The sequence below is a fragment of the Armatimonadota bacterium genome (assembly GCA_016125185.1).
In the GTDB taxonomy this organism is placed as follows: Bacteria; Armatimonadota; Fimbriimonadia; order Fimbriimonadales; family Fimbriimonadaceae; genus Fimbriimonas.
The window spans coordinates 279,656-302,701 of record WGMG01000002.1; the positions used below are offsets into that span (position 1 = coordinate 279,656).

Annotated in this window: 20 protein-coding genes and 1 pseudogene; 10 read left to right on the forward strand and 11 right to left on the reverse strand. The window is 58.3% G+C overall.

Translation table 11 applies throughout. From position 1 onward, the window contains the following. Positions 1-5: 5 nt before the first annotated feature. Genes GC165_04465 through GC165_04485 form a run of 5 tightly spaced genes read right to left on the reverse strand, consistent with a single transcriptional unit; the run spans position 6 to position 2,925 of the window. Positions 6-971 (reverse strand): hypothetical protein, encoded by a 966-nt coding sequence (locus GC165_04465; protein MBI1332116.1) that lies wholly within the window; start codon positions 969-971, stop codon positions 6-8. A gap of 36 nt (positions 972-1,007) precedes the next feature. Then, complete coding sequence (locus GC165_04470; protein MBI1332117.1) at positions 1,008-1,418, reverse strand: hypothetical protein; 411 nt, start codon at positions 1,416-1,418, stop codon at positions 1,008-1,010. 4 nt (positions 1,419-1,422) lie between these two features. Then, a complete protein-coding gene (locus GC165_04475; protein ID MBI1332118.1) occupies positions 1,423-1,977 on the reverse strand; it encodes a polyketide cyclase in 555 nt (184 codons plus the stop codon). Between the two features lie 49 nt (positions 1,978-2,026). Continuing rightward, positions 2,027-2,614, reverse strand: coding sequence for a hypothetical protein (locus GC165_04480; protein MBI1332119.1), 588 nt, complete (start codon positions 2,612-2,614; stop codon positions 2,027-2,029). Next, entirely contained in the window at positions 2,611-2,925 is a 315-nt protein-coding gene (locus GC165_04485) for a metalloregulator ArsR/SmtB family transcription factor (protein MBI1332120.1), read from the reverse strand. Before GC165_04485 ends, GC165_04480 begins: the two co-directional genes overlap by 4 nt. Before the next feature lie 99 nt (positions 2,926-3,024). On the opposite strand from GC165_04485, the gene GC165_04490 reads away from it, so the two are divergent. Next, on the forward strand, positions 3,025-4,389 hold the full coding sequence (locus GC165_04490; protein ID MBI1332121.1) for a redoxin domain-containing protein: 1,365 nt from the start codon (positions 3,025-3,027) through the stop codon (positions 4,387-4,389). A gap of 49 nt (positions 4,390-4,438) precedes the next feature. Here GC165_04490 and GC165_04495 read toward each other — a convergent pair whose 3' ends face one another. Both GC165_04495 and GC165_04500 read right to left on the reverse strand, forming a co-directional pair. Further along, positions 4,439-5,515, reverse strand: coding sequence for a DUF4185 domain-containing protein (locus tag GC165_04495; GenBank protein MBI1332122.1), 1,077 nt, complete (start codon positions 5,513-5,515; stop codon positions 4,439-4,441). A 34-nt stretch (positions 5,516-5,549) separates the two neighbouring features. Beyond that, complete coding sequence (locus GC165_04500) at positions 5,550-6,020, reverse strand: SRPBCC domain-containing protein (GenBank protein MBI1332123.1); 471 nt, start codon at positions 6,018-6,020, stop codon at positions 5,550-5,552. A gap of 150 nt (positions 6,021-6,170) precedes the next feature. Between GC165_04500 and GC165_04505 the strand changes: the two genes are divergently transcribed. Beyond that, a complete protein-coding gene (locus GC165_04505; GenBank protein ID MBI1332124.1) occupies positions 6,171-7,310 on the forward strand; it encodes a hypothetical protein in 1,140 nt (379 codons plus the stop codon). Positions 7,311-7,349: 39 nt separating this feature from the next. Here the strand turns inward: GC165_04505 and GC165_04510 are convergent, their stop codons facing one another. Next, on the reverse strand, positions 7,350-9,698 hold the full coding sequence (locus GC165_04510) for a glycosyl hydrolase (protein MBI1332125.1): 2,349 nt from the start codon (positions 9,696-9,698) through the stop codon (positions 7,350-7,352). Between the two features lie 133 nt (positions 9,699-9,831). Next, positions 9,832-10,890 (reverse strand): TIGR03118 family protein, encoded by a 1,059-nt coding sequence (locus GC165_04515; GenBank protein ID MBI1332126.1) that lies wholly within the window; start codon positions 10,888-10,890, stop codon positions 9,832-9,834. 200 nt (positions 10,891-11,090) lie between these two features. Here GC165_04515 and GC165_04520 point away from each other — a divergent pair, with 200 nt between their 5' ends. The 3 genes from GC165_04520 to GC165_04530 all read left to right on the forward strand — a co-directional run bounded on the left by GC165_04520 (position 11,091) and on the right by GC165_04530 (position 14,207). After that, positions 11,091-11,633: a PEP-CTERM sorting domain-containing protein gene (locus tag GC165_04520; GenBank protein ID MBI1332127.1), complete on the forward strand. Its 543-nt coding sequence runs from the start codon at positions 11,091-11,093 to the stop codon at positions 11,631-11,633. A gap of 131 nt (positions 11,634-11,764) precedes the next feature. Then, entirely contained in the window at positions 11,765-13,099 is a 1,335-nt protein-coding gene (locus GC165_04525; GenBank protein MBI1332128.1) for a sorbosone dehydrogenase family protein, read from the forward strand. Between the two features lie 232 nt (positions 13,100-13,331). Continuing rightward, the gene (locus GC165_04530; GenBank protein MBI1332129.1) at positions 13,332-14,207 is read left to right on the forward strand and encodes a hypothetical protein; all 876 of its coding nucleotides are present in this window, start codon (positions 13,332-13,334) and stop codon (positions 14,205-14,207) included. Between the two features lie 9 nt (positions 14,208-14,216). Here the strand turns inward: GC165_04530 and GC165_04535 are convergent, their stop codons facing one another. Further along, on the reverse strand, positions 14,217-15,005 hold the full coding sequence (locus GC165_04535) for an NAD(P)H-binding protein (GenBank protein MBI1332130.1): 789 nt from the start codon (positions 15,003-15,005) through the stop codon (positions 14,217-14,219). Positions 15,006-15,086: 81 nt separating this feature from the next. Between GC165_04535 and GC165_04540 the strand changes: the two genes are divergently transcribed. After that, complete coding sequence (locus GC165_04540; GenBank protein MBI1332131.1) at positions 15,087-15,308, forward strand: hypothetical protein; 222 nt, start codon at positions 15,087-15,089, stop codon at positions 15,306-15,308. Between the two features lie 157 nt (positions 15,309-15,465). On the opposite strand, the gene GC165_04545 is transcribed toward GC165_04540, so the two are convergent. After that, the gene (locus tag GC165_04545; GenBank protein MBI1332132.1) at positions 15,466-16,650 is read right to left on the reverse strand and encodes an HDOD domain-containing protein; all 1,185 of its coding nucleotides are present in this window, start codon (positions 16,648-16,650) and stop codon (positions 15,466-15,468) included. Between the two features lie 470 nt (positions 16,651-17,120). Between GC165_04545 and GC165_04550 the strand changes: the two genes are divergently transcribed. The 4 genes and pseudogenes from GC165_04550 (at position 17,121) to GC165_04565 (ending at position 22,991) form a co-directional block, all read left to right on the forward strand. After that, the gene (locus tag GC165_04550; protein ID MBI1332133.1) at positions 17,121-18,296 is read left to right on the forward strand and encodes a hypothetical protein; all 1,176 of its coding nucleotides are present in this window, start codon (positions 17,121-17,123) and stop codon (positions 18,294-18,296) included. 15 nt (positions 18,297-18,311) lie between these two features. Beyond that, complete coding sequence (locus GC165_04555; GenBank protein MBI1332134.1) at positions 18,312-20,264, forward strand: hypothetical protein; 1,953 nt, start codon at positions 18,312-18,314, stop codon at positions 20,262-20,264. Between the two features lie 212 nt (positions 20,265-20,476). Further along, positions 20,477-20,680 (forward strand): annotated as a pseudogene (locus tag GC165_04560) (prepilin-type N-terminal cleavage/methylation domain-containing protein). 1,006 nt (positions 20,681-21,686) lie between these two features. Next, positions 21,687-22,991, forward strand: coding sequence for an HDOD domain-containing protein (locus GC165_04565; GenBank protein MBI1332135.1), 1,305 nt, complete (start codon positions 21,687-21,689; stop codon positions 22,989-22,991). The last annotated feature ends 55 nt before the right edge of the window (positions 22,992-23,046 follow it).

The following is a 23,046-nucleotide window of genomic DNA, read 5'->3' on the forward strand; positions in this document are numbered from 1 at the left end:
CGAAATTACTTGAGCACGGGCTCAAGAACACGTAGGCGCGGTTTCCCCCCGTCGTCCTTCAGGGCCACGAACACATGGTGGGTTTTCTGGTCCACAGACAATGTGTGAGCGTTTGCCGCGTTGTACGAGCCTAGCGACTTCAGCCCCCGCCCCACGACCTCGAAAACATCGACCGCGCCACCCTCGCACCCGACATAGAGCCGCTTCAAACCCTTATCGAAGGCCAGCACATCGGGACCACTTGTGACCGGAAATTTCTGAAGGGTCTTCATGGTAGCCAAATCCACAACCAACAACGAATCGCTGCCTTCGCACGACACGTAGGCCAAGTTGCGAGCAGCGTCGACGTAGAAGCCGTGGGGCTGATCGCCGCCGGATATCGGATATTTCTTGACCGTTAGCGTTTTCGGATCGATCGCGGCCATCTCATTCCGGCTTTGAACCGCAACCAGGATGCGATTGTTCTTCGCGTCGTATTGAGTGTTGCCCGCCTCCCCTCCCAGATCAATCCTAGAAAGGACCTTATTCGTCACCGCATCGATGACCAAATCGATTCCGCCCGACTCATCGGAAACAAACACCCGCCTCACGCCCGGAACATACGCGATGCCGTCGGGAAAACGCACACCCTTCAGCCTGGTGATGACTTTCAGAGTATTCATGTCTGTCACGACGACCTCGTGGGTTTCCGTTGCCGACGCGTAGACCTTTTCCTCGTTCGGGACGGCCAAGACTCCGGTCACGGTTCCGTAACCCGGCAGATCGGCAACAACCGCTTTTTTGTCGACATCGATGACCACCAGGTGTCCGTCACCCATGTGGGAAAGGAAGAGACGACGCGACTTTTCGTCGAAAGACTGGTAGTCAAATCGCGTCGTCCGACCCGGAAGATTGATCACCTCAGCCAAGTGCAAGGGTGGGCTCTGCTGAGAGCCTGCCGCAAGGCCGAAAAGAAGCCAAACGCCAATCATATATCGAGTATGTAACCAAAGTACCGTGCGGTTGCGTTATCCCGCCGCTCTCTTCACCAACTCTCTCAGCCTCGCCTCAACCTCCGGCGTCCACTCCTTCAGGGCAAAGCCGGTGGGCCACATCGGCCCGTCGTCCAGCTTCGCCATGTCCGAGAATCCGACCGTCGAGTATCGCGTTTTAAACTTGGTGCCGCCTTGGAAGAACACCACGACCTTGCCGCCCGCGCCAGCGTAGGCCGGCATTCCGTAGAAGGTTCTCGGCGTTAGCTCCGGTGCCGCCTCTCGAATCACGGCGCACACCACCTCACCCAGGGCTCGATCCGCCTCCGGTAGCGCCTCCAACGCTTCCTTCAGGAGCTGGCCGCCGTCAACGTCTTTGGCCCGCTTCCGTTCGCGCATCGTATCGCGCAGGGCGGCTTTCTCTTCTTTACTCAGTCCTTCGCTCATCGCCTCACCAATTTGGCACCTTGACCTCGATGCCGAACTGCTCGGAATACTCCCGGTTCAGCCTCTGCCAACCCTCCAGGTGAAGGGCGTCGTGAGCGACCAATCGACCGATCGGCTCGCCCGCCAGCAGGAAGTCCAGCACGTCGAAGCAGACATGCCATCCAGCCGCGCCCATGCCGATGTAACCGCGGGCGATGTTCGTCCAAAGGGTCAGCTTTGTGCCCTCGTCGGTCGGTTCCAACTGCCACAGCATGTTGAATGTGCCCCATTTGTATTCCAGCACGTGCGGAGCCTCGGCTCGCGTCACGGTCGTCTCCGAGGCGTACTCGGGCGGAGCGCCGACCGTCGTCAGTTTGGCGGTCACGCCGACCTTCCCCAGATTGCCATCGGCATCAAATGGCGACCACTGCGACAACTGCTCCGGCTCCGTCAGGGCAGCCCAGACCTTCTCGGGCGAATGCCGCAAGCTCTTCTCAACCACTAGGGTCCAATGGTCCCCGTCTTTCTCTACATGTGCGACGTTCGCCGCGCCCGGACTGTATAGTTCTCGATTACTCATTTGTCTTCTCTCAGCTACTTAAGTTCATTTGAAAAAATCTTTGTGCTCGCTAGTCCTGCAAGCCTTTGCCTTCCATGATCATAGGTTTCGATTTCTCGATCCTCGCCTCTCGCGTTTTGGCTTGCTTGGCTCCAGCAAAATACAGCAGATAGCCTCGCTGTCGGCCCGGCGTCAAGGCCTCAAAAGCGGCTCGATACTCGGCGTCCTGGTCCAGTCGCTGCTGGAACTCTTCGACGACCGTAAATTCGCTCGTCGGCTTCAGAGCCACCCTTAATCCCGCGTCCTCCACCACGATCGCCTCGCGGATGTAAGCCAAAATGATCGGCTCCAGACGGTTGATCTCGTCCACGCTCGCAACCCGAATTTGGCGGCTGGACTGCACGTTTTCCGTTTGCTGGATCAGCACATTGTGAGGGTCCTTCAGGATCGCACCCTTGAAGAACAGCAGGGCGCAGTACTCGTTAAATCCATGGATCAGGACGATATTTTTCTTGTCGTGCGTGTAGCATGGGCAGCCCCATTTCAACTCCTCCGTGAGGCCGCTGTCGAGGGCGATCTCTCGCAACCTTGCATACTCGCTCTTCCATTCCACCGGACGGTTGAAAAACCAATCCACCTTCGGATTCGGCTCGCTCATTCTTGGTCCTCCATCTGATCCAAATGACGTTCTAGGGCGTCCACATGCGCCGTCCAGAATCGGCGGAAGGGCGTCAGCCAATCCTCGACTTCGCGCAAAGACTCCGCCCGCACCCGGTACACCCGTCGCTGGGCGTCGATCTGGGCCTGCACAAGCCCCGCGTCGCGCAGCACCCGCAAGTGCTTCGAGACCTTTGGTTGAGACATCCCCAACTGCTTCTCGATCTCGCCAACCGACTGCTCCGAAGCCGCCAATAGGCTCAGAATCGCTCGGCGATTTGGCTCGACGATTACTTCAAAGACCGATTGCATGTCGTTATTATACGTTTATACGTATATACATGTCAATACATATAAGAAAATCCAGGACCTGTGCCCAATTGGAACCCGAACAACTTCGATTCAGTTAAAATGTTCGATAGGAAGGTATCCCCCATGAAGCAACTCTTCGCTCTCGCGCTCGCTGCGGCCATCTTTAGCGGGTTCGCGTCCCAAGGCCAAGACCCCAAGGCCATTCTCCAACAGGTCCGAGAATTCCAGACCAAGGCGTACGACAGCGCCCCGAAGCCATTCACCCAAGAAGCATTCGACAAGATTCAAGTGCAGGTGAAGCAGATGATCCGCGACTCGCTCAAGGATGTCGACCCCGCCAAGGTCGATGCGAAGGATTCGTACGACTGGGCTGAGCTCTACTCGATGATCGACGAGCACAAGACGGTATGCGACCTGGCCCACAAATTCCTCACCACAAACCCGACGCCCGAGCAGAAGTTCCAAGATCAGCTTCTCATGATGCGAAGCTGCAACGCCCTCGGCGAGGCCGACATGCTGGAGAGCACGCTCACCGAAGTCACCCCAACCTCCTCGAACGACAGCATGAGCCTGGCCTACCAGGTCGGCGACTTCGTCGACACGATCGCCTCCAAGAAGGGCAATGACGAAGGCATGAAGGTCCTGGACCAGGTTCAGAGCCACCTTAAGCTGGCCGACCCGAAGGAGACCGCCAAGAAGCGACTGGAAGCTGAAAAGAATCCGCCGAAAGGCAACGGGAACAGCATCCCCGCCACTCGGATCGGCGGCACGAACGGCCAAAAGCCGCTCACGGATGACGAAAAGCTGGCTCAGTACGAGAAGCAGGCCCAAGCTCAGAACGACTCGGTTCTCTCCGAACTCGTGATGAAGAAGGCTAGCCTCTTCCAGCAGATGAAAAAGAAAGACCAGGCCGTCGCCAGCATTTCCGACTTCATCAAGGGCCACCCCAGCCTTTCGCCTTCGGCCAAGAACCAGCTCGAAATGTCGTCCAAGCAGATCGGCCTGACCATGACACCCGCAACCGACCTCCAGGCGGAAAAGACCATCGGTTCCTTCAGCGGTATCGGCGCGCTGAAAGGTAAGGTCGTCGTTCTCGACTTCTTCGCCCACTGGTGCGGCCCGTGCATGGCCTCCGTGCCCAGTATGGTCGACATGTACAGTGAGCTCCACGACAAGGGACTCGAGATCGTCGGCGTCACTCAATACTACGGCTTCTTCGGCAAGGACCGAGGCATCACACCAGAAGACGAATTCACGAAGCTCCAAGGCCTGATCACTGACAAGAAGATGACCTGGCCGATCGTCGTCGGGCCGAAAGACAACAGCCAGGCGTACGGCGTCTGGGGCATTCCTGAGACCGTCATCATCGACAAGCAAGGCATCGTCCGCGACATCAAAGTTGGCTACGACCCAGCCCAGGAAGCGGCCATCAAGAAGGAAATCGAAGACCTCCTGAAGGAGTAGTCTTCATCGCTCAAAAGCTCGGCGTCGATCTTTCGGTGCCGAGCTTTTTTTATGGCTTCGCAAGCCGAATTCGGACGAACTTTGGCCAATAGAGATCGGCATTTCGCGCCACTTCCCAAAAATCGAACGAATTGACGGCGTACGTGACTACTACCTCGTCGCCCGCCGACAGGCTCGGGTGAGCCTTCGCCGCGTAGGTGAAAACGTTCTTCATCGTTCCCATTTCTGGACAGGTGTACAAGGTCGCCGCAGTGGACCAAGGTCCCCACGGGTGCTCGGCGTATCGCCCAACGATCTTCGGCGACAGCCCATTCTCCGTCGTGACCTCCAAGTACCCACGGCCGAACCGCGTAACCGAGTACTCGGTGGCAATCTGATCGGACAGCGGAGCCGCCGCCGCAAACGACTTCGCCCAGCCTTTGCCGTCGAAATACTCCCACCGACTCACGTCGTCGACCATCGTTTTTGGCACCCGGGCAAGAGTCATCGAGCGGGCGATCTGCCCGTCTTTGCGGTGTTCGTCGGTGCCATAGATGTAGGCCCAGTTCCCGTCGATCATCGACGAGGCTCCCCAAACCAACGTCCGGTCCGGCTGAAACAACGTGTTCGTGAGTCGGATCTGCTTGGTCTGCCACGTGTTCGGATCATCACTCGGATTGGGCGTCACGCCCAGCCACAGGCCGGTCGAGCGGAAACTGAATACGCCCTTGTCGTCGGTGTGCTCCACCTCGTTGAGGAACTGAAAGAGCGTCCCGCCGGCGTAGCAGCCAGACTGGAGCCAGAACCACCCGTGCCCCTCACTCGGCACGATTTGCGAAGCCGCCTTCCCTTCCTCGGTCTTCCGCAAATAGAATTCGGCCGGAGACTTGGCCGATGCCTGCACCCCGATCGTGTTGTTCACCATCGACGCCTCGACGCGGTGTCCGTCACGAACTTTGCCGACCCATGTATCGCTGAACAGCCAGAGCACCTTGCCCTTGCCGATGGTCACCGAGTAGTCGCCATCTGCCCCGACCCAGCCGTCCTCCCGCCGAAAGAGTGCGTCTAGCTCGGGCGCGGGTTTCGCCGACAGCGCCGTCGGCGGCTGGACGGTCCCAAAACCAAAAAGGCAGAGTGCGGACAGCATTTCTCTATACTATCCGCACTCTGCCGATCAACGCCTAGTTATGCGAAGCGCACGAGCCCTGCGGGTCACCCACGCCATGTGTCAGGAACTTCGCCAGGCTGTCCTGCACGAAGAAGCTCCATCCCTGCACGCATCGCTCGTAGCATTCGCACGAAGGCGTCAGTCCCTCGTGCGTCAGCGTCACTCGCGTTCCTGAGCCGGTCGATTCGAGGTCGAATACGACCTTCGTACCCGTCCATTCGGTCTGGTTTTGAAGGAACGGCAGACTGCAGTCCGTAACCTCCCAGACCGTGCGCCGCGACGGAGCGATCTCGGTGACCCGGAAGTCGGCGAAGGTTGCATCGAACATCACGCGGAAGGTGTCGCCAACCTTGTCCGCGCTACCCACCGTGCTGGAGCACCACCAGCCGGAAACGCACGCGATCTTCTCCTGGGCCTCGCTGGCCGAAACCGGCGCTTCGATCGAGGCCTGAATGTCGAGTTTAGAGTCTGTCAAAGTGTTCATCTTCTTTCCCTGCGGTTGCCGAATAAGCAACCGATTAGTTGCATTATAGGATAGATTCCATCTTTATGCAACTTTTCTGTTGCATTTTCTCAAAAAAGTGTCTTGGGACCCAAAATGAACCAATTCGGAACACGAACGTAAAACCTTCTCGTGCTCAGCTCGTTGATCGCCGCCGTCGCCCTGGCCCAAACTCCAGTCCAAACTCCGGTTCAGGTTCCCTCATTCTCCCAAACCGTCCTTCAGGACTTCCAAACCTGGGATGCCGACCACGACGGAACGTTGACGCAAGCCGAGGTTGACAAAGCCGCTCTCGATCCCAAGTTTCACGGCGCAGACGCCGCTGCCCTGGCCGCCCTACATAGGTGGCTGATCGCGGTCGATGGGCCCGCACCGACGCTCACGAAAGATTGGTTCCAGAACTACAAGCCGGTCGTGTTTCGCGCTACCAAAGGCTCGACTGCACAGGAAAAGAAGGAGCAGCGCAAGGCATTCACCTCTAATCCCGGCTCGCTCCAAGGCACCTTCGTCGCCGGTTATCGAAAGCTGTCGCGCATGACCCAGACCCCGCTTTTCGCTGACAGCCCCGAGCTGTCCGACATTCGACAGGGCGGCCTCAGCGACTGCTACATGCTCGCTCCTCTTGGCGCGCTCGTCCACCGTAATCCCAGCGACGTCAAGAACATGATCGTCCCGAATAGCAACGGTTACACCGTCAAGTTCGCCGACGGCCAGACCGTCCAGGTTAGCCTGCTCACCGATACCGAACTCGCGATGGTCGGGTCGTCGATCAAGGAAGGGCTCTGGATTCGCGTGATGGAGAAAGCCTACGGCACCCGCAAGATCGCCGACGGCGAGACCAAAGTCGCCACCGATAGCATGCACGGTGGCAACAGCGGTGTCGCCGGAAAGGCGTTTACGGGGCACAAATTCAAGGGAATCAAGCTGATTGGCGACTTCCAAAAGGAGGTTTCGACCCAAACGCTCGACGCCAAAATGGCTGAACTGAGAACCGACATTCCCAAAGCCGCCGCGGAGCACAGGCTGATGACGGCAGGCACCCCGAAGAAGGATATGCCGAAGAGCATTTCACCTAACCACGCATACGCTGTGTTCGGCTACGATGCAAAAACTGACCGGATCACCCTTTGGAATCCGCACGGAAACGACTTCACGCCAAAAGGCCCCGAAGGTCCGACGAATGGCTACAAGATTGACGATGGGGTCTTCTCGATGCCGCTCGACATGTTTGTCCGTACCTTCGGCAACATCCAGTTCGAACAGGGCGAATAGTCTCCCTGTTCACTGCGCCCTGCGAACTGTGCTCTATCCTCAGCGCTTCAACAGCCGCACATCGTAAAACCCACCCGCTAGCCACACTTTGGCCACGAATCGGACGGTCACCAGGCCGTCCTTCCGTGCCGCCAATGCCTCAGCCGGGATCGGATAGCGAACCTCGAAAAACTTCCCAGGCTTATCACCCACCAGCGCCTGCGTCGAAATCAGATGGTCGTTGACGAAGATGTCGAACGTCCGACCATTGTCGCCACCCGAGTAGGTCACCGCCAGATCGACCTTGTCGAACCCCTTCGGGTTCAAGGTGTACTGCACGACCTTGCCATGCCGCCAGCGCCGACCGTTGAAGAACCCAGTCTCCAGGCCCTCGCCCTTCATCTGGTGGTCGACTTCTGGCTGCTGCTCGCCGACGGCCACCGAATCCAGGGTCGCCGCCTCGCGCGCCAACTTCGCCTTTTCCTCTTCCGCCAGCCGCTTCTGCCGCTCGGCGAATCCCTCCGAGGTCATCACTTCCCAATACATTTGATAGCGGCTCTCCTGCAGGCGGAAAAACGGCACGAGCGATAGCCCCGCTTTCGAAGTCGGCTCAACGACGTCGGTCAACCGAAAATGGAGCGGACCCCCGCTCGGATCGGGCACAACATGCGTCGGCAAGGCCTTTTGCCATGTGATCAGCACCGGCGCTTTGTCCAGCGGCACTACCGGTCCCTGCGCAATATGGTCACCTCGTCCCGCTCCAGCGTGCAGACCGGTCTGGTCTTCCGTCCCCGATGGATGCACCAACACGATTGGCCCGTGCAGGATCGCGTACCAATCCGACTGATCGGGCAGTTCTTCGACCGTCGTCCGCATCGGCAGGCTCAGTTCGACCTTGTCGCCATCGTGCCACTGCCGACGCACCCCAATGTAGGACGAAGATTTCGACGGCGCGTCCACCTTCTTGCCGTTAACCTTGATGACAAACCCCTCGTCCGAAACCCAGCCAGGATGTCGCAGAATCAGCGAGTACTCCATTGGCTTTTTCATGTGCAGGGTTAGCGTCGTACGCTCTTCATCCGGGAACTTCGTCTCCTGGCGCACCACCAAATCAGTACCGGGCACTTTCAGTTCCGATGGAATGAAGAGGTTCACGTAGAGGCCGTCTTTCGCTTTTGCATAGATGAACTGCCCATACCGGCCCGGGTTCTCCATTCCGGTCCCAACGCAACACCAGAACGACTCACCCGGCGTCGAATACACGCGGTAGTGCTCCGGCCGGATCGGCGTAAAGTACACGTAGCCCGGATGCTCCGGGTCGATCGACGCCAAGATGTGGTTGTACAGCGCCCGTTCGTAAAAGTCGGCGTACTTCGCGACCGGATCGGTGGCAAATAACCCCTCCGTCAGCCGAAGCATGTTGTAGGTGTTGCAAGTCTCCGGCCCCTCCCGGTGCTCCAGCATCCCCTGGAAGTCCTTCGGATCGTTGAAGTGCTCCGACACGCTATTCCCGCCGAACGCCACGCTTCGATGCTGGGTCACGCGATCCCAAAAGAACCGTGCCCCGCTGTCCTCCCGCTCGTCCCCGTCCAACGACGCGATCTTCTCGAAGCCGATCACCTTGGGAATCTGAGTATTGGCATGCAAGCCGGTCAGTTTGTCCTGGTGATTCTCCAGCGGATCGAGGATCGCCTCGTGCGAAAACTTCTTCGCCGCCGTCAGATACCTCTCGTCGCCGGTGATGGCATAAACATCGGCCAAAACCTCGTTCATGCCGCCGTGCTCCTGCGTCATCATCCGTTGCATCTGCTCGTCGCTGAGGCCGGAGATTTCCTTGCACGCCCAGTCGGCGTATTTCACCAGCACGTCCCGCGCCTTCTGGTTCCCCGCCACCTCGTAGGCGTCCCGCAGACCGGCAAACGTCTTGTGCAGGTTGTACCAAGGCACCCATTTGTCGAAAACCGCCTCGACGTGCCCCGCCGCCACCTTCGCCCACAGTTCCTTACTGCCCGGAACGCCGCCGATGTACCCATCCCCCGACGCCTTCTGACACTCGGCAAGCTCGTCCACCATGTAGTCCAGGCGACGCTTCATTTCGTGGTCCTTCGTGTCTTCGCCGCTAGCGATCATGTCCGCCAGGGCCGAAAGGTAGTGCCCGCCAGTGTGTCCGTCCAGGCCCATGCTCTCCCAGTTTCCGTAGGACTCCTTTCGCGGTTTCAAACCAGCCTCGCGTCGAAACGGTGCCAGCAAACGGTCCGCATCCAACGCCAGCACATACTTTCGGTTCGCCTCAACCGCCTTGGTGAACGGGCTCGGCAAAAGCCGAACCGCGCTGAGCGGAAACATCTGTGCCGGAGTCGGGAGCGAGCCGTGGGAAAGCATCATTGCAGTTAGGGCGATTATAACCATAGCGGGTTGCCTATGAGTGGTTTACCCTACGTGCTTAGAATGGAACCTTCTCCGCTTGCGATTCGCCACCCATTTAAGCGAGCGACTTCCTCTGAAGGCCGACCAACCCTGATGAGAGTTGGTCGGCAACGAACTACGGCGCGACCGCAACCGAGCCAAACAGCCCGCTGGATTCGTCATTGGGACCAGCGGTAAAGAACAAGGTCGTCGTTGACCCCGCACTGGCCCCATTGCCAAACGACAGACCCCAAAGACCGTCGATCACGATGGGGTTTCCTCCCGCATCGTGCAAGGTCGCGATAAGATTCCCGGTGGTCGCATCGTAGGCGTTGATTTTGCCGTCGCCAAAGTTGCCGACCAAAAGAGCGTTCGATGCCGCTCCAAACGACGAAGGCGCCTTCGCCAAGCCCCACGGAGCATTGAGCGCTCCATTGCTGACCAGACGCTTGTTCAGCGTCCCGTCCTCGTTAAAGACATCGACATAGCCAAACCCTGCGCCTTTGACGTCATCCACCTTATTGGCGTCTTGCTTGGCGTAGCTGACGTAGATCAGACTGCCGATGGCCTGGATGCCGAACGGACCGTAACCGGCCGGGATGCTTGGATCGGTGAACGAATTCACCAGCGCGAACGATCCGTCGAAGACGTCCACCATTCCCGAATGGAAGTTGGTTGCATAGAGAGAGGTCCCCGACGAGGACATCGCCAAGCCCTTGTAGATCGCTCCCGTTCCCGATAGATCGTTGACGGCCACGGCTGAAGTTCCAGAATTCCACGCAGAAAGAACGCCGTCCTCGGTCACAAAAATAAACCTGGTCGTGAGGACACCCGAAATCAGAAAGTTCGACGTCGGATTGTAGACCTGACCTGTAACGGGCCCATTTGCAACACCAACTCCAGGCACATTGACGACAAGGGCGTTGACGGTTCCGTCCCCACTGTAGAGGGTCGTTTTTCCCGTACCGTTGTCGCTGATCCACCACGGACCGGTCGGGCTAGCCGCCATCCCCCACGCATTGACCAGGTTCGGGTCGGTATGGCTCGCCGGGCCGGCGGTGTCGGCAACGAGATTGGTCACGACGAACTGGTTCGCGCCGCCAACGGAAACGCTGGAGCCGCCACAGCCGCCCACCGCGATCGCGATGGCGGCAATGAAGATCGCCTGTGATCGGCGAAGGAAGTTCCGGGGCATGGTGTGCATAACTCCTAAGTCGTCGCGACAAGGGACAAAAGTTTGGCGTCGAGCGCCCAATTCTCAAATCAAGGACCATGGTCCCAATTTGCTGGCCGGAACTCATTCCAGGTTATCAACACCAAAGCCTTGGTTGGCACATAAATTGCCTCGACAGGTATGGGCGAATCTGAACTCCAGGCTCGCCGGCGAGGCACCACATGAATCATTCACAAACTTTCCGAGCACTTACGATCGCGAGCTCAGTTCTTCTGGCCGTGGCCGCCAACGCGCAGTCCAGGAGTTCTTTCCAGATTCCAACCTCTCTGTCGGGCGTTAGCGTCGACCGTCTCAACAACACCGATTTCAATGTTTCGCTTGCGACTGGAGCAACCATCAATATCAGCGGCATGAGCGGTCAAATCACCGATATCTTCGGATTCTGGGCTCTCGACGACGACGACGATCTAACCGCCACCGGCTCTCCAATGGATCCTTGGTCGTTCGACGCAAACTACTCTGGCACCGGCGGAATCGTGGGATTCAAAACGAACCCGAATACCGGTATCACGCAGGGCGGTTCGCAGACCTTCCACTTCGACAGCCTGTCGGGAAGCGTCGAAGGATACGGCGTCCACGTCCGAATCGATGGAAGCAACACCATCTACACGGCGGTCGTCAACCCCGTTCCCGAGCCTGCTTCACTAGCCGTCCTGGGCCTAGGCGCCTTAGGGCTCGTCCGACGACGACGACAAAAGGCTTAGGGCCAACAGTCGGGTGATCCGATCGGATCACCCGACGACCTTCTCTTACGGCCTCACCCACCTCCTTTTGCCGCAGTTGGCGGCTTGAGACTCGTAGGTTATACTCGGGACTCGCAGGAAAGGAGACTTGAATGGATCGTAGATTTGTTTTCGGCTTGATTGCCGCGTCGGCAACGACCGTCGCCGTTGTTGGAACAACCACCGCATGCGCCATACCTGGGCACGCGTCCGCCGGACAAACACAGGGCGTGCGCACTGGTCAGGCCGCGCTCGACGACTGGACCGGCGATGCTCCGGGAGTTCGCCGCAAGATCACCGTCGCCGACCTACCTGAACCCTACTCGACGCGAAGCGTCGATAATGGCCCCCATATGGTTCGCCGCCCCGAAGGCGCATGGCCGAAGGTCCCTGAAGGCTTCAAAGTCACCGAATACATGACGGGCCTCAACAATCCGCGCGAAATCGTCACCGCGCCCAACGGCGACCTCTTCATCGCCGAAAGCGGTCCGGGACGAATCCGCATCCTACGTGGCCGGGGTACCGACGGGCGACCGACCACCAACGAGGTCTTTGCATCCGGCCTCCACCAGCCTTTCGGCATCGCTTTCTACCCTCCCGGGCCGAATCCACAGTACGTCTACATCGGCGACACCGACGCCGTCGTACGATACGCTTACCATAACGGCGATCTCCATGCCACAGGCGAAATGGAGCACATTGCCGACCTGCCCGGTGGCGGTCGCCTACGCGGCGGTGGTCACTGGAGCCGCGACGTGCGATTCCGCGCCGACGGCAAAAAGATGTACGTCTCTGTCGGCTCCCTCACCAACGATCACGAGGGCGGGCGAGGCGAAGAAACCCACCGTGCCGACATCCTCGAATTCGATCCCGACGGCAAGAACGAGCGCATTTACGCCTACGGAATCCGGAACGCCGTCGGCCTGGGAATCCACCCCAAAACCCACGAACTCTGGTGTTCCATCAATGAACGCGACGGCCTCGGCGACGACCTCCCGCCCGATTACATCACGCGAGTGAAGGAAGGCGGCTTCTATGGGTGGCCATGGTTCTACATCGGAAACCACCAAGACCCGCGCCATCCCGGCGAGCACCCCGAACTCAAGGATAAGGTGCTCGTGCCCGAGGTCCTCGTCGGCTCGCACCAAGCTTCCCTCTGCATGACTTTCTACACGGGATCCAGCTTCCCCAAGGAGTACGATCTTGAGCCGTTTGCCGCCGAGCACGGCTCGTGGAATCGTGCCAAGCGGGTGGGCTACAAAGTCATTCGCGTGGTCACCAAAGACGGCGCGCCCACCGGAGTCTTCGAAGACTTCATGACCGGCTTCGTGACCGAAGATGGAAACGTATGGGGCCGCCCAGTCGGCGTGGCCGTCGCTCCCGATGGTGCGATGATGGTCTCCGACGACGGCTCTGGCACAATCTGGCGCATCCAACACGAGAAATAACGGTTCGCAGATTCGAAAGTCATCTATAGACTGCTCGACAAACGAAGTCCAGCCCTTGCGTTTCGACCTCGGAGAGAGGGTCCGGCAGAGGAATGCCACAAAGGCATTCTTCTGTTGGATGCAGAGCCTAGACGATTGTCACCGCCCTTCCCAAATCTGCACCCGCGTGTCGTTCTTAAGTCCGACTCCATTCCGCCCCAAAGATCGGGCACACTAAAGGTAGGTGACCGCTATGAGAATTCTCGTCGGAATCGACCTCGGGCGCGACTACGTGTCGACCCTCCACCTTGCCAACCGGCTTCGCTTTGAAGCTCCCAAGTACACCTTGGCCCATGTCGTCGACACCTCGATGGCCTTCGGAGGCTATAGCGTCATCTCAGAAGCGCCGATGGCGTACGACTACTATGCCCAAGCCAGCAAAATTGGCCAGGAGGCTGTCGACGAAGCCGAAAAGACCGCCAAGGGCCTCGGCTTGGATTGCGAGGGCAAACTCCTGACCGGAAGCGCCACCGCCCTGCTCACCAAAGTGGCCGACGACCTCAACGCCGACCTCATTTGCGTTCATTCCGAACGCAAGAGCGCACTCGGTTCCCTCTTCCTCGGTAGCGTCTGCCGAGGGGTAGCCATTGGAGCCCACCACTCGCTCCTGATCTCAAAAGGGGAGTTCGCAGCCGCAGGTGACCTCATCGCCGTCTTCGCCACCGACCATTCGGAGTATGCCAACCACGCTCTCGACCGTTTCCTCGAAATGAACCCGAAAGGCATCCGCCGCACCCACGTCCTGACCGCCCTGCACATTTCCTCCCTTGGCACCCACCCCGAACTCGCCGATCTCCACACCCAGATTCAGCGCGATCTCTTGAGTGAAGCCGCCACCAAAACCGACGCCGTTGTCAATCGCCTCGCCGGCGCGGGCTACTCGGCCACCGGCGAGGTCGTCAACCTTACCGTCAACGACGCCATCAGCCAGGTCATGGATCAAACCAAAGCCGACCTTCTCATCATCGGCGCACAGGGCCACGGATTTATGCATCGCGTCATGCTGGGCAGCACCTCGATGCACCAGATCGTCGCTGAGCCGTACTCAGTCCTGGTCATCCGACCGTAAACCAAGATTCTATCCGTCCAAAGCCCGAGGAGAACGCCCAACCAGGGCCTCGAAATCGTTGGAAACCCCGCCAAAGCGTCCCTCGCGGATCGAGGCAAATAGCGTCGAAAAAGCTTCCGGCCAAGGGGCGTCCCAAACCGTCCTTAACCAAGTCGTATATTCCTCGATGCCGCAATCACGAAAAACCGCCCCTGCCCATGCGGCGATCTCGCCAAACGTCATCGCCCGATCGCCGGTCAACTGAAAGGTCCTACCGCTAAACCCAGAGGGCTCGCGTGCCACAGCCGCCAAAGCCGCTGCGACATCGTCTCGATAAATCAGCGCAATGCGTGCGTCGCCCGCCGGAACCCAAAATTCCCCGGCCGCATTCGGAAGCGACTTCAGTACAAAGTCCGAATACAGACCGCTCCGCAGAACCACGAAAGTCATTCCCGACTCGCGTAGTCTTACTTCTGCCCGCCGATAGACCGGCGCGTAGTAGAACGGCGAACCTTCGTCCACGTCCACAATACTCAGGAACACAAAAGTCCGAATCGAAGATATACGGGCCGCCTCGATCACGTTCTCGCAGTGCCGCGCGATGTCCTCGGCGAACCCGTCGCTCGGAACGAAGATCAGCGTTCGAATACCTTCGAACGCCTTCACCAAAGAATCCAGATCGTCGTAATCGCCAACCCGAAACTGGATACCTGCCGGTGCCCGCGTTGGCTCCCGCACCAGGGCGACAACCTCATCGGGTACCAAGCTGCGCACCACTGCTCCGCCAACGTACCCCGAGGCTCCTGTCACCATCGTCATCGCCTCAATCTTACCAACGCAAAGCCCGAACAATTACCGGCCATCAAGTCATCGACGAAAACCGATAACAACAAAGGGACCATGACGATTTCGGCCGTTTCCTATCAGCCGGTGCGGAGTAATTCGCCTGCCAGTCTGGACCCACAGGTCAAGGCCCTGGAGGCCAAGATGAAGGACTGGGCCGAGTGCCCAACTACCGATCCTCAAACCAAGAAGGCGATCGTTGGCCGCCTGCAAACCCAGCTCGACTCTCTCGCGTCGTCCATCGAGTCGCGCCATCAGAAGCTGGATATTTACGCCTGAAAGAAAGGAGCCCCCTTTTAGGAGATGGGGGCCTGTTGGGAGTGTCAGAGGAGCTAAATCGTTTTTGTCGCGAAATGCGATTTCAGCAGCCTATGCTCTACAGACTGGCACTGCGACGACGCCGTTCCGAACGGGGACTAAGGGCCCGACCGTCAACCTACGCCGCCGACTGTGTCGGCTTGACGCAGAAATCCAGCCAACCGGCGACTTCGGGCTCCAAGAAGTGCTGCTCAATGAAGAGCCAATTCAGCTTCTCGATGATCCCGGTCCGATCGAGCGACGGATGATCGCACACAACGTCGGCGACGTGAACCGCCGCCATCACGACCGGGTCCAAGGTCGACTCCTCGATATTGTGGTGGCACGTAACCGCTTCGACGATCGGCATGGGAATACCCCATGTCGCCAGCAAGTGCCCGCCAAGTTCGGCATGGGTCACTCCGAAGCACGTTCGCTCCACTTCGCAGAGGGTCTCTGCCTTTCCCGTCCGGTCCAGAGCAACGCGGTAAATCTGCCCGTTTGAACTCGCCGCCGCCAGCATGCCACAGTCACGCAACAGAGCCGCTGTCATTCCCATCGCCCGCAATGGATGGCCAACCAGGAACTGCGAAACCATCGCCGCTCCCTTAAACGCCTTATCGCAGGTCGCGTCGATCAAGCGCGCAAATGGCTGGCTCTCCAACGTAACGCGGAAAACCTCGTTAGCCACCGCAAGCGCCTGGGCGCATTCGAAACCGATAAACATCACCGCCTCCGCAATGCTATCCACATGCTTCGATCTCCCCATGACCGCCGAATTTGCAATCTGGAGAACCCGGGCCCCAAGTCCTGGGTCGTGCTCAATCAGAAGCCCAACCTCACGCATGTCGACCTCCTGACTCGCAGCGAGTTGTCGCAGCTTCAGAGCCGTCTTTGGCGCGCTGGGGACGCATCGCGCCGATCCAATCAGGCGGCGTACGATCTCATTTTCGATCCGGTCGTGCAAATCGACGGTTCGGTCCAGCAGGGCGATCAGGTCGCTCGGATTAAATGGTTTGTACAGAAACTGGTGAGTCACCGGAGCCATGCGCACGATGGATTCGCGGTCGGCCTGGCCGGTCAGCAGGAACCGAATAATGTGCGGATACCGCTCCTGAATGTATCCGAGAAGCGTGACGCCATCCATTTGCGGCATCTGCATGTCGGACACAACAATGTCAAATTTCCCACGCGAAAGAATTTCCAACGCACCTTCGCCTGTTTGGGCGAAGGCCATGTTCCAGTCGGACGCTCGCCGATGCAAAGCGTCCCGGAGTCCTTCCAGGATATCAAGTTCGTCGTCTACGAAAAGAATCGAAATCATAATAACCCGACCCGCGCCCGGCTACCCACCACCATCATCTCACTGATCCGGCGGCAGCCCTCGCAGTTCCGGGTCTTCCGCGTCGAGGCTTAGAAGACACGAAAGAACCCAATTAATAGTTTCATTGTTGGTGCTCCCAAAGCCGATCCTACAGATCAAATTAAACTATTTATCAGATACTACTAAGATTACGGGCAGACTCTATAAAATCCAATTCAGGGCTCTTGGGTGCAATAGGATTGGAGGACATCGTTTCACCTAATTTCTGTAGTAGCCGAAGGCTTCTTGGAAGTTTTAAAGAGTAAAGAGATTGCTGCACTCTGCACTACAGCCCTAGCAACGCGTGCTTTTGCGGAACGCCCATTGCACACCAAACCCAATCGTCCACAATCGTTCATTTATCAGACCAATCCCTGAGAATCGGTAAACGTTCTTCCAAAAATCTCATTTGTGAACCTGGGAGGGTCTAATTGATTTTCATTCCTGCGCTACCACTGAAGCCTGAAACCAATCAACTAAAATTCAAAACGACCATCGAATACCGTGCGCGGTATGAGAGACGGACCGACGGCGATTTCAACGCTGCCGCCAACGACAATAAGAGCTACCTTTATCAGCGTGTACGTCCAAGCCTCAGTTGGAAGTACGGCAAAACTTGGTCAGGCCTCTTGCAGTATCAGTACGCTCACCAATTACAGTGGGCGCAGTCCGGCAACAATTCGACCGACAACAGCGACCTTTTCCAGGGCTATGTCACCAAGACGGACGGCGACAAGAAAGTGACCGTTGGCCGACAGCGAATCAGTTTTGGTTCGACCCGGTTAATCGGTTCGCCCGATTGGGGCAACACCGGCAAGTCGTACGACGCCGTTCGCTACCAGTACAAGACCCTCGATGTCGTCGTGGCCCGTTATGGCGCGGTGCAAAAGGCATCCAGTTCGGCTCGCTATGCAGCAGTCGGCATGGAGAATAAGCTCGGCACCACCGCCCTCATCTACAAGCACGACACCGCGACCGGCGGCCGCATCGACCACTACACGCTGGATCACGTTTACGAATCTAACCTAGGTAAAGCCAAGGCCGAAGCCGAAGGCGCTTACCAAGTTGGTCGAAATGCGGGCAAGGACCAGAATGCCTGGGCGGTTCACCTCAAGCTGAGCAACAAATTTGGCAAAAAGGACTCCGGCTACTTCGAGATCAACTCCGCCAGCGGCGGCTCGACCGCGACCACTAATCGAGGCTTCGATGTGCTCACCCCGTCCACCCACGGAGTCTATGGCCTGATGGATGTTCAAGGTTGGAAGAACATGAACCAGATTGCCATCGGCTTCAAGCACGATATCAATAAGTCGGTCGATCTTTCCTTCCGGGGCGCATCCAACGACCTGCGCGTTGTCAGCGACGGCTGGTATGGCACTTCCGGCTCGCTCAACAAGAGCGGCAGCACGTCTCTCATCGATGCAACCGGCTCTTCTGGCCGTCACGTCGGCGAAGAGTACGACCTCGAGTTCAACTTCAAGACCAAGCACAAGGACTCGATCAGCGCCGGACTCGCCATGTTCGCGCCGGGCACGTTCATCAAGAACGTCGCCGGCTCCAGTCGCAACCAGTATTGGGGCTATGTCCAATACTCGACCAAGTTTTAAGAGGAATTCCAAGCAATGCAAGTACTAAAGAACATGTCCATCGCCGCCAAGCTGTGGACCGGAGCTTTCGTATTCTCGGCCGCTGTTGGCGTAGTGGCTATCGCCGGGATGTCGGGCACGGCTCAGCTTTCCGGCACCGTCGGCAACATGACCAAGCGTCAGGTGCCCCAGCTCCAGCGACTGATGACCGCGAGCGTCGAAGCTCGTCAGGCTCGAACTCGCGAGTACCGTGAGTTAGTCGCCGCCAACGAAGACAAGCGCAAGAAGCTCTACAAAGACGTTTCCGAAAATGTGGCCAACACCGCCGCCGCCATCCAGGATTTTGATCAGCACGCGACGACGGACAGCGAAAAGCAGACCGCAAAAGAGCTGGCCGACCTGTGGGCGAAGTACGCCGACTACGACAAGCAGATTCCTGGCTTGTTTGCCGCCGGCGATACCAAGGGCGTCATAACGCTTCTCGAAAAGACATCGCGAGAAACCTTCGTCGATAAGTTCATTCCGCTCATCGAAAAGGCAGGTGACGAAAAGGTGAAGGAGGCTCTGGCCGCCGAAACCACGCGAAAGAGCATCGAGGACGCGACCGAGACGAAGCTCATGATGTTTAGCTTCTTGGCCATTCTATCCGGTCTCACATTCTTCGGCTTCATCGTGGCTGGTATCCGTAATTCCGTGAAGGTCGTCATGCGCGGCCTCGGACAGATTCGCGAGAATCAGATCAAGCCGCTTCGCACCGCCCTCGATAAGCTCGCGAACGCCGATCTGACCCATGAAATCGAAATCAATACGACCGAGATTTCCATTGAAGGCAAGGATGAACTCGCCAAGGTCGTCCGCGATCTCGAAGGTGTCCAGGCCGACTTCCGCGTCGCCATCGCTGGCTACAACGAAGCCCGCGCCGCTCTCACCTCGCTCATCGGCACGGTTAGCGAAGGTGCCAACGATGTGGCTACCTACAGTTCGTCGGTCGCCAACAACACCGACCACGTCGGTCTCGCCACCGTCGATATCGCTCGTGGTAGCACGGTTCTTGCCGGTAAGGCCGACGAGGCATCGCAAGCCATGACGCGATTCGGTCAGATGATCGACCGCATTACCCACCAGACCGAGGTTCAGGCCGAGGCGATCGAAACCGCTTCTTACAACCTGCAGGAGGCCACGACCATCCTCAACGATGTGGCTCACGCCGCCGACGAGATGAACGAAGCCGCCCGCACCGGAAGCGAGGCCGTCACCATCACCATCAAGGCGATGGAGAAGATCAAGTCCGAAGTTGGAATCTCCGCCGAGCGAATCCGCGACCTCGACCAGAAGGGTCAGCAGATCGGCCAGATTGTTTCCACGATCGAAGCCATCGCTGAGCAGACCAACCTTCTCGCCCTCAACGCCGCCATCGAAGCGGCCCGAGCCGGAGAGCATGGACGAGGCTTTGCCGTCGTCGCGACCGAAGTGCGAAAGCTGGCCGAAAAATCCGGTGAAGCCACTCGCGAGATCAGCGACCTTATCGAAAGCATCCGATCCAGTGTGGATGAGGCGGTCAAGACCATCCTCGCCACCCAAGAGCAGGTTCTGGACGGGACCAAGCAGAGCCAGTCCGCTGGTACCTCGCTGAAGTCGATTCTCGACTCCTCGACGAGTGTCGAAGAGCGAATCTCCGCCCTGCGCGAGGCATCGCTCAACGTCGAGTCGGCCATGACCGATGCCGACAAGGCCACGGCTCAAACCGTCGAACTGAAGGACTCGCTGATCAGCGAATCCAAGGTCGTCGGTGGCGCGATACAAGAGGTCGCCGCCGTCAGCCAAGACACTGCCGCCGCGTCGGAAGAGCTCAGTGCCACGTCCGACGAAGTTGCCCAGGTCGCCCAGCGTCTCGCCTCGCTGTCCGACTCCTTGCAAGGCTCGATTAGCATGTTCAAAACCTCGGCCCCGACTTTCGAAGTCGAAGCCGACGAACCAATCGCAGCATAAAGGAACACTCCTCTTGCCCGGCTCACCCGAGCCGGGCCTTTTTTTGTTTGGCAGGGACCTCATTTTCGATAAGCGGATGAACGTTTCGCTTGCTGTGCCCCGTGCTCTGTGCTCTGTGCTCTGTGCTCTGTGCTCTGAATCCTCAAGCCTGAAGCCTAATACAACCTTAACCCCCCGATAGCCGCCCCTTAACCATGGTCCCGCAGACTCAAATGAGGTGTTTCATGCGAAATCATAAGGGCTTCACCCTCATCGAACTGCTCGTCGTCATCGCGATCATCGCCATCCTCGCCGCGATCCTCTTTCCCGTCTTCGCCCAAGCCAAAGCTGCCGCCAAGAAGATCGCAAGCCTCAGCAACCAAAAGCAAATCGGCCTCGGTGCCGTGATGTATGCCAACGACTACGACGACTACCTGCCCGAGACCGGGTGGGACGGTCCCTGCTCCTCGCCAACCCCCGGCTCGAACGGCTATTACGCCGTCGGCGACGCCTACTTCAGCGGCGTCTTTTCCTTCCCTATCGCCGAAGCCCCGTACATGAAGAACCGCGACATCCTGAAGTGCCCGGCTGACGATGCCCCCGCCGTTTTCAACAAGCTCGGTTCGATGTGTTACGAACAGCAATTGATCCAAGGCGGCGTCCCCGGCGCCTACCCCGGCATGCGCAATGACGTCAACGCCATGATGAAGGTTCTGCCGATGTCCTACGCCGGTAACTACTTCCTCAGCCAGACCTACGCGGTCTCCATCGCTGGCCCTCGATCTGCCCGCAACTCCGCGAAGATGTTCAACATGAGTTCGATCATCTATCCGGCCAACGTGTTCTTCTCCGCCGACGCCGGTTCGACCATCAACCCCGCGAACGGAAACTACTTCTCCGGTTGGTACATCGCTCCTGGCTACGACGCCGCCGGGCGATGGCTCAAAGGCATGCGTCACCAAGGCGGCCGAAACTTCTCGTACTGTGACGGCCACGCCAAGTACTTCAAGGATGACTCGATCTTGAACGGAGCCGGTGGCAACAAAACCCAAGCCCAGATCATGCTTGCTTACCAAAAGCGTGGCCTGTACACCTATCCCGAAACGACCGATCCAGACTACGTTCGCCCGTCGAACTACTAAGCAATAATAGGCAGAGTCGGGTCGCCCCGGCGAAGCGTGCTCTGCGCCCAATTCTCCCTCGCTGGCCGAGGGAGCGGTGAGCAGGCCATAGGCGAACCAGAGGGAGCAGGAAGCTTCAGCTCAACCAAGATATTTCTCTGGATTGGGTCCACCAGAATGGTGCCTTTGTGGCACCATTCTGGTGGAGAAGTCGGTGAGGTGTCGAAGACAGTGAACCGGATGAGGCGAGCCCTGCGCCCTGCGTTCTGTGCTCTGTGCTCTGTGCTCTCCGCACTCATTACCTGCCCCGCCCCAGCAAAGCATGCCCTGTGCAAAATCGAACCTAATCCCACCCCGCCAAACAGCCGAAATAACTAATGGGGATTTTTGCTTTTCGATGGTTCAGCCACACTTTCAAGAGGACAGCGCATTCTACATGGCGCGGCAGCCGATTTACGATCGGAACATGCAACTCGTCGCCTACGAGCTCCTCTACCGACGTGGAAACGCCGTCACCCCACCCGAATTCTCGTCTGACGACGAAGTCGCCGCTCTCGCAAACGTCCTCATCGAGGTCGGCCTAGATCGCCTCGTTGGCAAAACCCGAGCCTTCGTCAACGTCCCGCAGAGCCTTCTCTCAAGCGAAGCCCTTCGCCTTCTGCCGCCCAAGCGCGTCACCCTCGAAATCCTCGAAAACACGGTCTGGACTGAGGAAGTCGAGGCGCAAATCAAGGATCTCAAGGCCCTCGGCTACCAGGTCGCGCTCGACGACTACGTCTTCGAATCCCGTCACCAGCAGTTTCTCAAGCTCGTCGACCTCGTCAAGGTCGATATGCTCGGCGTACCGCCAGGGCTCGATATTCAATCATCGATCCTTAAGCTCCGCCGCCCGGGTCAACAGTTCCTCGCCGAAAAGGTCGAGACCCACGCCCAGTTCCAAAAATGCCTCGCGATGGGATTCAACCTCTTCCAGGGCTACTTCTTCGCCAAGCCGAAAACCATTCGCGGTACCGGCGTCCGCACCAACCAGTCGATGTCCATCTCGCTCCTCGCGAAAATTCAGGACCCGAACACGACGATGCATGAGCTCGAAAACCTCATCGTCAGCAACGTCGCCCTCGGCCACAAGGTGCTTCGTCTGGTCAACTGCGTAGCTAACGGCCTCACCAAGCGTGTGGATTCTATCCAACAGGCGCTGATGTTCCTCGGCACCGCCAAAATTCGAACGATGGCCTCGCTCGCCGTCATCACCAGTATCCCCGGCAAGCCGTCCGAGCTGTATCGCCTGGCAATGATCCGCGCCAAATTCTGCGAAGCCGCCGCCCGATATGCCCGGTTCAACGATCCCGAAAAGCATTTCACCGTCGGACTCTTTTCCGTCCTCGATGCGCTCACGGACACGCCGATGAACGATATCCTGGGCGAACTTCCGCTTGCACCCGACGTCATCGACGCTCTGCGCGGTGATGGAGAACCGAACCTCTGCAAGGACTCGCTTCAGTACGTGCTCCAGGTCGAGCATGGCGCGTGGGAGCGAACCAATGTTGCCTTCCGCGACGTCCCCGCAAACGCCTATCCCGAAGCAGTCGAGTGGGCCCGCGAACAAGAACGCTCGTTGGCGTCGTAGGTTCACAGCCTCGGCACTCCGCACTTAGCTCTTTGCACTGCGCATTGAGTACTAA

What these genes read in the sequence shown, in the direction of transcription:
- GC165_04530 (MBI1332129.1), top strand. Translation starts at nt 13,332, where the DNA reads ATGAGAATTCTCGTCGGAATCGACCTCGGGCGCGACTACGTGTCGACC.
- GC165_04525 (MBI1332128.1), top strand. Translation starts at nt 11,765, where the DNA reads ATGGATCGTAGATTTGTTTTCGGCTTGATTGCCGCGTCGGCAACGACC.
- GC165_04475 (MBI1332118.1), bottom strand. Translation starts at nt 1,977, where the DNA reads ATGAGTAATCGAGAACTATACAGTCCGGGCGCGGCGAACGTCGCACAT.
- GC165_04500 (MBI1332123.1), bottom strand. Translation starts at nt 6,020, where the DNA reads ATGAACACTTTGACAGACTCTAAACTCGACATTCAGGCCTCGATCGAA.
- GC165_04520 (MBI1332127.1), top strand. Translation starts at nt 11,091, where the DNA reads ATGAATCATTCACAAACTTTCCGAGCACTTACGATCGCGAGCTCAGTT.
- GC165_04510 (MBI1332125.1), bottom strand. Translation starts at nt 9,698, where the DNA reads ATGGTTATAATCGCCCTAACTGCAATGATGCTTTCCCACGGCTCGCTC.
- GC165_04485 (MBI1332120.1), bottom strand. Translation starts at nt 2,925, where the DNA reads ATGCAATCGGTCTTTGAAGTAATCGTCGAGCCAAATCGCCGAGCGATT.
- GC165_04490 (MBI1332121.1), top strand. Translation starts at nt 3,025, where the DNA reads ATGTTCGATAGGAAGGTATCCCCCATGAAGCAACTCTTCGCTCTCGCG.
- GC165_04480 (MBI1332119.1), bottom strand. Translation starts at nt 2,614, where the DNA reads ATGAGCGAGCCGAATCCGAAGGTGGATTGGTTTTTCAACCGTCCGGTG.
- GC165_04515 (MBI1332126.1), bottom strand. Translation starts at nt 10,890, where the DNA reads ATGCCCCGGAACTTCCTTCGCCGATCACAGGCGATCTTCATTGCCGCC.
- GC165_04540 (MBI1332131.1), top strand. Translation starts at nt 15,087, where the DNA reads ATGACGATTTCGGCCGTTTCCTATCAGCCGGTGCGGAGTAATTCGCCT.
- GC165_04535 (MBI1332130.1), bottom strand. Translation starts at nt 15,005, where the DNA reads ATGACGATGGTGACAGGAGCCTCGGGGTACGTTGGCGGAGCAGTGGTG.
- GC165_04565 (MBI1332135.1), top strand. Translation starts at nt 21,687, where the DNA reads ATGCCCTGTGCAAAATCGAACCTAATCCCACCCCGCCAAACAGCCGAA.
- GC165_04495 (MBI1332122.1), bottom strand. Translation starts at nt 5,515, where the DNA reads ATGCTGTCCGCACTCTGCCTTTTTGGTTTTGGGACCGTCCAGCCGCCG.
- GC165_04555 (MBI1332134.1), top strand. Translation starts at nt 18,312, where the DNA reads ATGCAAGTACTAAAGAACATGTCCATCGCCGCCAAGCTGTGGACCGGA.
- GC165_04465 (MBI1332116.1), bottom strand. Translation starts at nt 971, where the DNA reads ATGATTGGCGTTTGGCTTCTTTTCGGCCTTGCGGCAGGCTCTCAGCAG.
- GC165_04545 (MBI1332132.1), bottom strand. Translation starts at nt 16,650, where the DNA reads ATGATTTCGATTCTTTTCGTAGACGACGAACTTGATATCCTGGAAGGA.
- GC165_04470 (MBI1332117.1), bottom strand. Translation starts at nt 1,418, where the DNA reads ATGAGCGAAGGACTGAGTAAAGAAGAGAAAGCCGCCCTGCGCGATACG.